At 30.1% G+C, this 12,246-nt stretch carries 14 protein-coding genes; all 14 read right to left on the bottom strand.

Features of this window, described 5'->3' with window-relative positions:
- Nucleotides 1-32 precede the first annotated feature (32 nt).
- The gene (locus AC5YGG_RS19920; protein WP_496146180.1) at nucleotides 33-704 is read right to left on the bottom strand and encodes a hypothetical protein; all 672 of its coding nucleotides are present in this window, start codon (nucleotides 702-704) and stop codon (nucleotides 33-35) included.
- 86 nt (nucleotides 705-790) lie between these two features.
- Nucleotides 791-1,399, bottom strand: coding sequence for a hypothetical protein (locus tag AC5YGG_RS19915; RefSeq protein ID WP_496146179.1), 609 nt, complete (start codon nucleotides 1,397-1,399; stop codon nucleotides 791-793).
- 48 nt (nucleotides 1,400-1,447) lie between these two features.
- The gene (locus AC5YGG_RS19910; RefSeq protein ID WP_496146178.1) at nucleotides 1,448-1,591 is read right to left on the bottom strand and encodes a hypothetical protein; all 144 of its coding nucleotides are present in this window, start codon (nucleotides 1,589-1,591) and stop codon (nucleotides 1,448-1,450) included.
- A gap of 152 nt (nucleotides 1,592-1,743) precedes the next feature.
- On the bottom strand, nucleotides 1,744-2,100 hold the full coding sequence (locus AC5YGG_RS19905) for a hypothetical protein (RefSeq protein WP_496146177.1): 357 nt from the start codon (nucleotides 2,098-2,100) through the stop codon (nucleotides 1,744-1,746).
- Nucleotides 2,101-2,168: 68 nt separating this feature from the next.
- A complete protein-coding gene (locus AC5YGG_RS19900) occupies nucleotides 2,169-2,690 on the bottom strand; it encodes a hypothetical protein (RefSeq protein WP_496146176.1) in 522 nt (173 codons plus the stop codon).
- A gap of 338 nt (nucleotides 2,691-3,028) precedes the next feature.
- Nucleotides 3,029-3,571 carry a hypothetical protein gene (locus AC5YGG_RS19895; RefSeq protein ID WP_496146175.1) on the bottom strand — a complete coding sequence of 181 codons (543 nt, stop codon included), beginning with the start codon at nucleotides 3,569-3,571 and terminating at the stop codon, nucleotides 3,029-3,031.
- The gene (locus AC5YGG_RS19890) at nucleotides 3,568-4,434 is read right to left on the bottom strand and encodes a tetratricopeptide repeat protein (protein WP_496146174.1); all 867 of its coding nucleotides are present in this window, start codon (nucleotides 4,432-4,434) and stop codon (nucleotides 3,568-3,570) included. Before AC5YGG_RS19890 ends, AC5YGG_RS19895 begins: the two co-directional genes overlap by 4 nt.
- The gene (locus tag AC5YGG_RS19885; RefSeq protein WP_496146173.1) at nucleotides 4,431-5,888 is read right to left on the bottom strand and encodes a glycoside hydrolase family 19 protein; all 1,458 of its coding nucleotides are present in this window, start codon (nucleotides 5,886-5,888) and stop codon (nucleotides 4,431-4,433) included. The genes AC5YGG_RS19890 and AC5YGG_RS19885 overlap by 4 nt, the downstream gene beginning before the upstream one ends.
- Before the next feature lie 2 nt (nucleotides 5,889-5,890).
- Nucleotides 5,891-7,822, bottom strand: coding sequence for a type VI secretion system Vgr family protein (locus tag AC5YGG_RS19880; RefSeq protein ID WP_496146172.1), 1,932 nt, complete (start codon nucleotides 7,820-7,822; stop codon nucleotides 5,891-5,893).
- An 842-nt stretch (nucleotides 7,823-8,664) separates the two neighbouring features.
- Nucleotides 8,665-9,057 (bottom strand): hypothetical protein, encoded by a 393-nt coding sequence (locus tag AC5YGG_RS19875; protein ID WP_496146171.1) that lies wholly within the window; start codon nucleotides 9,055-9,057, stop codon nucleotides 8,665-8,667.
- A 118-nt stretch (nucleotides 9,058-9,175) separates the two neighbouring features.
- Complete coding sequence (locus AC5YGG_RS19870) at nucleotides 9,176-9,676, bottom strand: hypothetical protein (RefSeq protein ID WP_496146170.1); 501 nt, start codon at nucleotides 9,674-9,676, stop codon at nucleotides 9,176-9,178.
- Nucleotides 9,677-9,736: 60 nt separating this feature from the next.
- The gene (locus tag AC5YGG_RS19865) at nucleotides 9,737-10,162 is read right to left on the bottom strand and encodes a hypothetical protein (protein ID WP_496146169.1); all 426 of its coding nucleotides are present in this window, start codon (nucleotides 10,160-10,162) and stop codon (nucleotides 9,737-9,739) included.
- A gap of 347 nt (nucleotides 10,163-10,509) precedes the next feature.
- Nucleotides 10,510-10,944 (bottom strand): hypothetical protein, encoded by a 435-nt coding sequence (locus tag AC5YGG_RS19860; RefSeq protein ID WP_496146168.1) that lies wholly within the window; start codon nucleotides 10,942-10,944, stop codon nucleotides 10,510-10,512.
- Nucleotides 10,934-12,232: a hypothetical protein gene (locus tag AC5YGG_RS19855; protein WP_496146167.1), complete on the bottom strand. Its 1,299-nt coding sequence runs from the start codon at nucleotides 12,230-12,232 to the stop codon at nucleotides 10,934-10,936. Before AC5YGG_RS19855 ends, AC5YGG_RS19860 begins: the two co-directional genes overlap by 11 nt.
- Between the last annotated feature and the right edge of the window lie 14 nt (nucleotides 12,233-12,246).

Genomic DNA, 12,246 nt, shown 5'->3' with positions numbered 1-12,246 from the left:
CCAAAATCTTACTGTAGAAGCATCTTTTTATCTTAGATATTCAAAAAGTACATTAAAATAAGACTCAACCATTGAAGTCCGATATAAATATAAAATAACATTGCAGACGGCTCTGCCAGCTCTTGCAGTTTTTCAATAAGTGTTGTCTTAATGATATCATCAAAGTTTGTATTTTCATCGCCCAGATTCAATTCATCAAATTTCACTTTATTTAAAGCATAGCTTAGAATGCGTTTCAATATTTTATTTTCCGAATTGTTTTTAAATTCATTAAGCAATCTGGTTTTTGCTAAAGCATAATCTGCACTATTCCGTACAACCACGGGCTGATTATTTTTAAATTTTTCAACAATTTTATCAATAAATGGAATTAATATCGTTTTTGAATGGTCCTGAACCAATCTGCTAATAATCTTTGACATGCCATATTTGGTAGAAAATATAGCAATACAAAATGGTGCTGCGATCATTAAAAGGTAAAAAAGTCCGGCTGATAAAGGTTTTGCCATCACTGTTGCTATCAGAAATGCCAAAGCTCCGCTATGTCCCAAGGAGGCTCCTAAGCTCTCTGCAAGAATATATATTCCCAGCGTAAAAGTAATAAGGGTGGATAGAATTCCTATTGCATAGATCTTAAATAAACTAATGATAAATATGCCTGAGAGTTTTGAAAAGTATTTTAGGTGAATTGTAATGGTGTTCATTGATGTTCAGGTTATTGTTTTAAAGCTTTTCAAGATAAGAAAATTATAGAAATTATTATTTCGACTACAAATACAAAATTATTTCCTTAATATTTTTCTAAATCTAAAAAACTTAAATCCTGAATTTTTGGCAATATATCGATTTTAATGTTTTTCTTCCTTCTATTTAGAATTTTATCCGACCCCAGCTCCTGATCAAATTCTACTTTGGTTTTTGTTAAAAGATCAATTTCCGTTTCAGATGTGGTATTTTTTCCATCCCAGATCACCCGTGAAATTTTTATCAGTTCAAAATTATTCTGTTTATATCGGAATTCATATATGCTTTTCCGGCTATTAATATCGGTGAGCATTTTTAAGTTACCATCTTCAATAATAAAATCCGGAATAGTGTTTCCGTTATGTTGTCCTTTTTTATCTTTAGGGTATTCACTTTCAATTAATTTTGTTGAAGAAACTGCCAACTTAAGTTTATGATCAGGTTGCGTGAGGAATATCTGTAATCTTAACGGTCTGGTTTCATCCTCCAGATCCATTGCTAAGACTATTCTATCATCATACTTATCCTTATTTAAATCTCCTTCTTCTGTTTGTACCAGGAATGTATAATGATCTTTCTGAACCGGTTTTTGCGAATATAAACCTGTTTTCATTAAAAGAAAAAATATAATAAAGTATGGGGTTGGTTTTTTCATGGTTCTTTTTATTACTTTAATAATTTTCCATCATCCAATAGTTATCTGCTAGATAAGATAAGCAACTACCTGAGCAGGGAATTTTTTAATAATCTCATTAAGAAGATGGGAAACCACATTATATATTTTTACTTTGCCACCATCTTGGAGATATTCTATTTTCTTTTCCTCAAGTAAACCTAAATTAATCATGCTTTCGTAGAAAAGGCAAGTTCCTGCTCAGAAAATTCATTTAATGTCTTTTGTATCTTATCCATTACCATTCAATCTTTTTCTTGATAATTTCTGATCGATTTTTCACTTTCCCTAAATTCATTATTATTTTAATAATTTTACATCCTATTTTACTTTATAGCTGAAATTTCTCCTGTTTCCGAATTAATTTTTGCTAAATATTTCAACGGAACACTTTCAATTCCTCTTTTGTCATTTAAACTAGCAAACCCAATATTATAATTGTTATCAGTCACATAAATAACTCTATCATAATTTTTTCTAAAATTCTGATCTTTCAGTATATTAACATTGACATTAAATTTGTTTTGAAAATTTGCTTCATATATTTTTATTGCATCTTCACATTTTAGAGTTGATTTTTCTTCGAATTTTGAAAAATCACTAGTATTATACATTAGTTTTTGCTCCATATTTTTACAGTTAAATAATGTAATCGTTAATGTTATTAAAAGTACTTTTTTCATAATTAAGCAACCATTGAAGCTAGTATAAATGAAATCAAAATTATAAAGAAACTTCTCCGCACACTATTCTATTTAAAATAAGTTCTCTTTTGATATTGCTTTTCTAAATTTTCTTGAGAATAGTCTTCTAAATAAATATATCGCTTGTTTTTAGGAGAAAAAATAATATTTTTAACTTTTACACTCCCACTAGTCTTTTTAGTTTCAACTTTATTAGAAAACTTGCTTTGAATCAATAAAACTTTATTTTGTGTTATTCTAAATGTAATCAGATTGTTATCCATATTAATGATGAACTCAGAATCTTTACCCTTCTCAAGAGAAATATATGGATCCCCATTTATTCCCCCACAATTTCTACAAGGAATAATATTTTTATTCACAGATAATAAAATGTTTTTGTTATTATACACCTCTACAATTCTATTTATTGTATCATTTTTCTCTCTAATGTATACATAATACTTTCCAGAGCTTATAATAATTGAATCTAATTTCTTTTCCTGCGAATAGAAAATAGAAAACATAAGTATTAAAATAATAAGGTTACTTTTTATTAAAAAATTCTTAGTGGTATTTCCAGTCATCATAAATCAAATACTTTGCTTTACAGTTTTTAATATTGAAGTAATTATTCATTGAATTTCCATAATTCTGCATTATTAAAGTATCTTTTTTATATAGTATACAAAATCATTTAGAATTATAGTATGTTGATTATTATCTAACACTTGTTTAGTTTTATTTTTAATGGAAAACAATAATTGTTTTTTACTTTAATATATCTATTTCTATTTGTGGACTACATAAACTCGAACTATCAGAAAATATTTCCCTATACTATTGTGATTTATATTTTTTGTCATAAACAATTCCAAATAAAAAAATTAACAAATACTCCATAGCTATAATACAGCTTACAATCACCTTACGGATATGTAAAAACACATTTTTTCTTTCTTTCCTTTTCTGCTGGGAACTCTTTTATATTAATATCAGAATCTGCAAGTTTTTTCAGGGAAATATTTTGCACTACCCAGCATTTACATTCTATTGCTCTTTTATCCCAATAATTCACATAATACATTGTTTTTGTCAATATCCATTTATTATTTTTGAAATCAATATAATGAACAGCGCCCGAATCACCTCTATCTGGAAAAGACGTTTCTATTTTTATTACAGCATCCTTTTTCATTGGAAGAATCCTGCTAATAACAAAACCACCATCTTCAGAAAAATTTCTTGTTTCCAGTACTTTCTTTTTGTTGATAAAGAAAAACAACCGATCTCTCATATATCGTTTACTACTGAAAACCTCATCTAAAACCTTATCTTTATTTAGATTAACTTTTAAAGAAAAAAAATTCGCAGTATCTTTCTTTAGATCTTCATAAGACTGAGAAAATAAATTTATACTCAAAAAGAACAAAATAAATAATATACTATTTTTTATTAATACATTTTTCATTTTATTCTTGCCCATATATACTGAGGAATTTTCTTAATGTCTTTCTTATGTGATTTCATTAGATCAACATATTTTTGGTAATTTTCTTTTGCCAGTTTTTGGTTTCTTACTGCCCAATAAGCATCTGCTAGATTAAGATAGGTCACTATTCGTGTAGGGAATTTTTGAAGAATTGTTTCAAAAAAAATTATAGAAGTGCTATATTCTTTTTTCTTATAAAGACCAAAAGCAAAATCATTGAGTTGTCGTACATTATTTTCAGAAATAACTAGCTTATTAATCCATGTATTTTGGGCAAAATTAAATTTATAAAAATCAAATTTTTCATCAGTAAAATCTCTTTCATTTAATTCTATAATCTCAGGGTATTCATCTTCAGAATTTTGATAATATTTTTCAATGTATTCTAAGAGTTTAAAATCTGTATTCTTTCTCAAACCCAGCTTAAAAGATGAAATAGTGTAGGATGAAGATTCTAAAGAAAAATTACAAGTAGTATAACTTAATATTTCATTTGAAAATGATAAATCTGAATACAAATTATCACACTTGCCTCCACATTCTTTGCATGGAACAACATTATCTTTATCAACTATTTTACTGTATAATTGTCTTTTATCTCCTAAAAGAACAATTAATCTTCTTTTAGATATTGAATCTGTATTATTTACTAATAGTTCATTTTCTTTTACAGAATTTAAAATCAATAAAACATCTTTAGCTTTATCATTATTAAAATCATTTTCATATTTTAAATTCACCTCAAAACCTTTAGGAATAAATGAATCTATGTTCTGTGCCAAAACATAATTATGATATGTAATAAAACATAGCATAAAGAAAATTATTATTTCTTTTCTCATTTAAAAATTTCTTTAGTAATCAAAAAAGCATCTCTACGTTCTTTGTATGATTTAGTTGAAACATTAATTTTTGCTGTTATACTATTAACATGTTCTGGATTACTACCTTTATCAGCTAATTTATCAGCTCCTCTAAATACCCAGTCTCCAAGACCTGCAAAAACAGCTTCTTTAGCAGAAAAAGCATCTTTACCTAATGATAAATCAATCCCTGAGTTAGGTAAATGTTTATCAATTTCCTTTTGGATTTCTTTATAATTTGATCTGCCGGTTATTTGCATCAAGCCTCTTCCTCTAAACTTCCATCCATCCCCTTCATAAATATTTCCAAGTTTATAACCTACTTGTCTATTTTTATCAGCATATGCAATATTTGCAATACCTTTTTTGTCCGGTATCTTTTTCCATTTTTTACCATCCTTTATCCCTCCTAGTACTCCAGCTGCTTTATAATTATCAGGATTAGTTTTGAATGTAAGAAAAGGATATCCTGATCTTAATTTTTCAATTGTATAATATATATCTTCACCATTATACGCCCCTGAAAGTTTAATACCACTCTCTACAAATGCTTGAGCAAAAAAATGAGATCTCTTTAAGCATGTATTTAATTCGAATATATCATATAGTTTCTTTGGTTCTCCATTTACAACATATGTCTTATTAAGTTCGTTTACAATATTTTGTTTCCTTTCTGTTGATGCTTCAGGCCATATTTTATCTAGCTGATCATATGTAAAATCTAAATTACAATTATTTCCTCCTTGTGTCAACTCAAACAGTTTCTGATACGAAAAATTCTTAGCATCATTGGCATCATCTCCATCATACTTCACTTCTCCATCTGCATCTAAGACTTCGACATGAAAATAAAGTTTAATCTTTTTATCTCTTGTTTTTGTTAAAATCTCTTTCCAATTTCTTTTTTCAGCATCAGTTTTAGCTTCTAAAGTCATTTCTTTCATGGCTATATTTTCCAGAGCACGAAGATTAGAGATATCATATTTATTTTTAGAATCTTCACTTTGGGCTATTTTGCCCACGGTCATTTCTGCCACACTTAAAGCTTCTACCTTTTGATCTTTATCTGTTAGTTGCTTTTCAATAGCCTGCCTTACTTCTACCTTAAGTTTCTTTCCGACTAAACCAACTGTTTTTACTTTCAAAAATACACGTTCACCTATTGAAAAACTATTAGAAATTGGTAAAGCCATTACCTTTTTGGTTTTATCAGCTGTACTTTCTTTAATTTCCTGTTTGGCAAACCCTACTTCTATTACTTCAGCTAAAGCATTGGAAAGGAGCATTTTTTCATAATCCTTATAGATTGTATTATTTGCATTCCATGCTGTAAGATCTCCAGAACTAAAACATATATTACCATCAAAAGAATGGATAACCAGATCCTCATCACTTGTATAAGTGATTTTTCCATCACAAATTACAATTTTCATGTTTAATGATTTTTTGATTTTTCTCCACTTTGCGCATAGAGTTCTGAAGAAGAATTCAGCTTTATATTCTGCTGACTATTCATTTCAAGCTCTTTAGAATGAACCTGCCTTACTTTTTCAGTATGAGACTCTATATTTCCTTTAACATATTCAGTAAGCTTTCCTGTAATCATTGTGCTCGCATCTCCAATGACTGAAGTAAGTTTCATAGCGCCTACATTTTCTGTATTATTTAAACCAATACTATCAGATTTATTCATTCCCACTGTGGTCGTCATATTCTCACCTACATTGATGTTCATATTTTTCCCTGCTGTAAACGTAATATCATTTGGAGCAGTCACTGAAATATTCCCGTTTCCGTCCATAAAATAAGTATTTCCACTTGGATCAATGATTGTCACACTTTTTTCATCATCATTCATTAGCACTTTGATCCCACTTTTTGTCTGGATGGATCTCATATGGTTATTTACACCACCTCCAAGACCGATTCCTCCATGAAACATTCCTCCCATTACGAAAGGACGATCCGGATGACTGTGTACAAAATTAACCATTACCTGATCTCCCACTTCAGGGATTGCTACATAACCTCTATTTTGAGTGATCTGATCGGTTCCTCCAGCATCAGGACTCATCACTCGTACAAAATGAGTGGTATCATTCAGCTGCCAATCAAATCGTACCTGAACTCTTCCCTGTCCTTCTGGATCCGCATTGGCAGTTACCGTGGCTATTTGAGGCTGGGCAATAGGTTCTGTAAATTCAGGCTTAGGTAAATAACCTGTATCTGCCGCTATAGATTCAAAACTGCCCGTATAATGCCCGATGGTATCGATTTCATGGACGGCTTCGGTTACCATCACTTTGGTAAAGTAAGACGTTTCATTGCTATCAGGTTTTCTCATATGAATGTCTACAACACAGCCAGGATGTAAAAAAGGAACTGTTGTAGAGCCGGAAACAGAAAAGACTCCCACCGCTTCACTCCCGGAAGTGCTTCTCTGAGAATGTTCTACATCTAAATGAGTAGATGCTTTGATAGGTGCCACCTGAAGTGCCGGAGTTTTGTATATTTTATCGTTATGGCTGTAAGCGGTTTTAGCCAGATCTCCTAAATGTTTTATTGGTGTATCTCCAGAGGTCAGCTTTTCATTTCTGCTGCTGTTATAGCCATAGTATTGAGGCTTGGTATGAACCGCTTTAAGTTCTACCTTCACATCATTCGCATTACTGCCATAGATCAGTTTTATAGGCTTGTTTTGAGGGGGAAGTTTACCGAAATGTAAGACTTCGCCATCATAGTAAAATTGCTCGCCATAAGCTTCTGCCATTCTTGCAAGGTAGTTATAGTGGGTTTCGTTATACTGACTGCTGTAAATAATCTGTGAGTAGTCATTCGTATCTACTCTTATATCAAAGCGGCTTTTATCGATTCCCTGCTTGATTACTTCTTCGGCGATAATTCCCATATTAACGGGTTGTCCGCCTCCAAAACTCTGAATATGAGGAGCCCCGTCTAATAGAATTGTCGGGCTGTATCCGGAAAGAACGATATTCCCTAGACTCATTTTCTCCTGACTGAATCCTACTTTGGTTATTACCCCTACAAAGTTTCGTTCAGGACTGTTATCGATATCTTTATAGGAAATCACCACGGTAAGTCGTTTCCCTAAAAATTTGTTGGCTTCTTCAAGGGTGTGACTTTGTCTGTCGCTAAGGGCATCATGGGCAAGAACCAGACTAAATTCATGGTGATGACTTGCCTTTTGCTTAAGCGTAAAATGTTTATAATGTTTGATAATTTTTCCCTCAACTACCAAGGAAAGTTTTACCAAACGGTTGATTCCTGCATGGTGATTTTCTGATATCCCGTCTGCATTCTGTGATGGTCGGAAAGAGGTGCCTTTTAGTTTGGATTCGGTTTTCATATGCTTTGTGTTTTTGCTTAAGTCTAAAAATAGAAATATTCCACAAAACACACAATATCAACACAATAAAACTTAAAATCATTAAATTCAAATAAAAAAAGACTGATTTCAACAGAAACAGTCTTTTTGAAATAAAATTTTAATTCTAGAGTTGATTTTTAAGATAATTAAAGATTATGGTCTGTTATCTGCTCGATAATTAACACCCAGAATTTCACCTGTGTTTGCATCTATTTTATAATCCACTTTACCTTTTGTTAAACTAGTTGAAAATCTATATTTATTAATATTAGCAATTATTTCATTAGATTGATAAGAGTACAGAGTCTCTGATAGTGGAGATTCAGACTGACCTTTTAGTTTTTTCTAAGAATAGAATCTCTCACTTTGTTTTTCAGTATAAATATTTTTTCTCCTTTGAATAATTCTTTTTGTTGTTCACCATTTTGAATTTGGATCGAAGATATAGTATCCTGATAATCGGGTTTCTTTTGAAAAATTAAAGTGGAAGAAATATGATTATTTTTAAGTAACTAAAATACCCTCTATGATCTGTTACTGTCTTAGTCTCATTTACTAAATCCAAAACCTGCATTCCGGATATTGGTTTTTTATCAATCGCATCATGTACGTATCCTTCATAGTAATGCTGCTTGCAACCTATTAGAAATAAAACCATAATGAACAACTTTAGTAATTTCATATTCTTTAATTTACAAACCCATCATACTTTACAACAGAAAAAAGGACCCGTAATTATTTCAGATTTAGGTTCAAAGCGTATATCATTTTTTTATTATAGTGATCTACAATATTCAATTCTTACTATTTTTTCCATAAGGTTAAAATGATTCTAGCTGGATAATACCTAATCTAATTGTATCAGAATCGTTAAATTTTGATATATCATATTTCTTAATTTTATACCCATCCTTTCTGAAAAAAATAAACTGATTTAATTTCTGAATTTTTCTTTTTGACTCCTGTGAATCTTCTACTTCAATTTTAGGAAAAATAAATTGACCATTGCTTCCACTGGTAATATTTCTTGGACTTAGAACATCTAAAGAATCATAATAAATATGGACATTTGACAAAGGTTTATTATCAGTATTTCTTACTATTCCAACAACAGGTTTTCGATAAACTCTATTTTTTGAGCAAGAAAAATTTGTTATATTAAGAAATATAATACCTGTAATGAATAATAAATATGTTTTAAAGCTTACTATCATTTACTTGTTAAAAATTAAAATTATCATAATATAACAATTACATGGAGAATACTATTTATAAACACCTTAACTTTAGTATTAGTTAATTAAATAGCAAGTTGCAAGCAATATTTAGTACTTATTCAAATTTGATTTTCTGCAAATAAAGAGTATCTGGAATTTTGTATATAAAATGATTGCTGTTTAGATTTTTTGTCTGTCTATATTGTGGAATACGCTGAGTAGTGTAGATTGTATCAGAAACATATCCCTCTTTGTAGAAAATTAATTTTCTTTGCTCTTGTATATTAAGTGTATTCAAGGATGAATCTGAAATTTTAAAATGTCCTCTTTTGTCAGTTAAAACAGTTTTAATAACATTATTATTTAGGGAACATTTAACTGACACATTCGGCAATGCAGTTATACTATTCTTATCTAGTACGATTCCATTATAATAATTGACAATTTCTCTATTATTCTCAGCATTTTTATGAGAACAAGAAAGTATACATGAAAAAATAAAAAATAAACTCAAAATTTCTATTTTACTAAGCCAAATTATACTCAATGAATCCTCCTTAGATAATACTACTCTATCATGATAATCTACCGGTATTTCTTCGTCAGCATATTTCATTAAATCAATTTCTTCAGTATTTTCAGGATACTTTGTACCTGGCAGAGGATCCTGCTGAATTCAAGTAGGTCCAGATGTACTTTTATGCGTATAACTATAACTACGTCCCCCATAAGTTAATAAGAGCTGATGCCCTATTTCATGGGCTGAAGTTTCTTTAAAATCTAAATCACTCTCTTTAGGATCACTATAAAACCATCCTTTAGTTACGTAAACAATGGTATTTTTATTATAAGATTTCCAATCAGAATAATATGTGTATCCAGTTTTATAGTATAACTCTCTATGTAACTCCCAATTATGGGAACGATTAAAAGTTGTATTCTTAGCATTTGTAAAATAAATAATTTTTGGAGCAGCCATTCCATTCTCATCCTGAATAGCATTAACAAATATTCCCCATTTTTCTCCATGAATATCTGTTCCTTTATTAAATGTTTTTTTATCAGTTCTGCTCCAATATATATTGATACCTTCTAAAGCCATATTTTTCAATTCTTCCCAATTTTTGGTTCTATTTTTGATCGGATTTTTCTTAAAATATTTCAATGCCTCTGTAGAAATCTTATCCCATGGGCATCTTTGTTCCCAATGCGTTTCATCTCTTGCACCGGCTAAATAGGAAGTACATTTTAAACCTTCTTCTCCTCCGTCCTTTTATTCAAAAAATTTTGAAATGAGCTAGGAATTGTAAAAAATTCTTGATAAGAATAAAGTTTATAGTTTCCTATATATGAACCAAAATTAAAAATACCCGTACCTGCTTTTTTTTAAAACTTCACATGTCTCATCATAACTGAACCCGCAGAGAGCATTAGACAGATATTTGAACGCTACCTGTAAACAGAAATACCATTGTGATTTTCAATAAGAGAGTCATTTAATTTATATTCGTTTAGTTCACAAAAAAGCTTTTTATTCCACATTGTTGACCTCTGTACCTTATTCACCTTTACTCCAGAAATTTTAAATTTCAAACTATCATCAATAATAATTACACAATCTTTCTGGAGAATATCAATCGTAGTTGTATTTATTTTCAAACGAAATTCCTTTACTCCATTATATTCTAAGTTAGGGTTCTGATAAGAAAACGATCTATTTTTAGACGATAAACTTTCAAAAGTAATTTTACCAATTTTATCATTAAACCCTTTAAAAAAAACATAATTTCCCATAGGAGTATCACCTAAGTTACACTGTTCAATATTTTTTTCTTTACAGGCAAAAAAAAATAAAAATAAACATAATACTTTTTTATTTTCCATAAACGTATCCATAAAAGTTAGTACTAAAAACAGAAGGATTAACTATCACTTTTCTAATCTCCCCCCAAGTAAATACTTCAAAATCATAAACATCCGGAGTTATTGTCCCACCTATCACTCCTTCAAAAACTATCCAATGTTCAATAGGTGTAAATACTCCAGATTTTTTATTTGATAACATATTTGCATTAATTAACATACATACGGTATAACCATCCAAATAAAGTTCCTGCATCTTTGCAACCTCTCTTGAAGAAGAATCTTCGCCATCCCAAGGTAATGCCCCTTTAGTAAATACAACATTAGTATTGTCAATAACCGATGTAAAATTCAATACATCCCTCATTAGTTTACTTAACTCTCTAGGCAGGGTTGATCCATCGAAAACTTCATCATTTTCTCCATCAAAATCTTTTAATTCATTTTCCTTATCCCTCATACAAGAAAATGGTATCCAATCCGCATAAGGCATTTTATTTGGATTGCTAGGATATTTTGTATTTGTAACTGGATTCATTTCTAGCAAATGTTTACTCTCATCAACATCAATTTTATAATTATTACAAATACCTATTCCTGTTCGATGTAACATTAATACAAAATTTTTATACTTTTCAAAATCCTTTTTAGCCAATATATATAAAATTGCAGCCATACCACAAGTCGGGGTATCATTTTGATCCGCTAAATACGGCTTATCCCGTCTTTGTTCTACTTGATCTTCTAATACCTTTCTATCAAACCATCTAAATCTGTTATGCATGAATACAGGCAATTTCCCTTCCATTTCAGAGTTTTCAATATATGCCCTAACTTCCAAATTTCCTCCACAACACTCATGCGAAGTAAAACTCACATTTAGCTCAATCCCTCTATAATCTTTATTCGTCAAAATATTTTCTGTTTTCCTACCTGTTTCAGGGTCAATATATTCTATTGCCCATCGGATACTATTTTGATTTCTTGGTTCGCCATTTGTATATTCTTTGACCTTAAATCTATAAGTTTTACCATATAGAATTCCTTCTTTTTTATTGACATCTGATCCATCATTAGCAGATCCTTCTTCAAAGTTATCAAGACACTCTATAGTTTTCACTCTTGTTACTTCAACAGAATGTCTTCCTTTATTTACATCATTATTAATCCCACCAGCTAAGCCATTCTGTATATGTCTTCCACCAGAAATATTTTTAGTATACTTACTTTCTTCTAAAATACCCCCATTTGCTGTACCTCGTATATTTTTAGCAAAGATTTGTATATGTCCTTTCTTTTGCGCTGCCATATTTTAATACTTTT

The sequence above is a fragment of the Chryseobacterium sp. CS2K3 genome, assembly GCF_059515185.1.
The sequence above is the reverse complement of the archived record's forward strand: the minus strand, read 5'-3'. Positions and strand labels throughout refer to the sequence as shown.

Coding starts and splice junctions, on each gene's coding strand:
- AC5YGG_RS19890 (WP_496146174.1), bottom strand. CDS start 4,434: ATGAGAAAAGAAATAATAATTTTCTTTATGCTATGTTTTATTACATAT.
- AC5YGG_RS19905 (WP_496146177.1), bottom strand. CDS start 2,100: ATGAAAAAAGTACTTTTAATAACATTAACGATTACATTATTTAACTGT.
- AC5YGG_RS19920 (WP_496146180.1), bottom strand. CDS start 704: ATGAACACCATTACAATTCACCTAAAATACTTTTCAAAACTCTCAGGC.
- AC5YGG_RS19880 (WP_496146172.1), bottom strand. CDS start 7,822: ATGAAAACCGAATCCAAACTAAAAGGCACCTCTTTCCGACCATCACAG.
- AC5YGG_RS19875 (WP_496146171.1), bottom strand. CDS start 9,057: ATGATAGTAAGCTTTAAAACATATTTATTATTCATTACAGGTATTATA.
- AC5YGG_RS19885 (WP_496146173.1), bottom strand. CDS start 5,888: ATGAAAATTGTAATTTGTGATGGAAAAATCACTTATACAAGTGATGAG.
- AC5YGG_RS19870 (WP_496146170.1), bottom strand. CDS start 9,676: ATGAAATATGCTGACGAAGAAATACCGGTAGATTATCATGATAGAGTA.
- AC5YGG_RS19855 (WP_496146167.1), bottom strand. CDS start 12,232: ATGGCAGCGCAAAAGAAAGGACATATACAAATCTTTGCTAAAAATATA.
- AC5YGG_RS19865 (WP_496146169.1), bottom strand. CDS start 10,162: ATGGCTTTAGAAGGTATCAATATATATTGGAGCAGAACTGATAAAAAA.
- AC5YGG_RS19900 (WP_496146176.1), bottom strand. CDS start 2,690: ATGATGACTGGAAATACCACTAAGAATTTTTTAATAAAAAGTAACCTT.
- AC5YGG_RS19910 (WP_496146178.1), bottom strand. CDS start 1,591: ATGATTAATTTAGGTTTACTTGAGGAAAAGAAAATAGAATATCTCCAA.
- AC5YGG_RS19860 (WP_496146168.1), bottom strand. CDS start 10,944: ATGGAAAATAAAAAAGTATTATGTTTATTTTTATTTTTTTTTGCCTGT.
- AC5YGG_RS19915 (WP_496146179.1), bottom strand. CDS start 1,399: ATGAAAAAACCAACCCCATACTTTATTATATTTTTTCTTTTAATGAAA.
- AC5YGG_RS19895 (WP_496146175.1), bottom strand. CDS start 3,571: ATGAAAAATGTATTAATAAAAAATAGTATATTATTTATTTTGTTCTTT.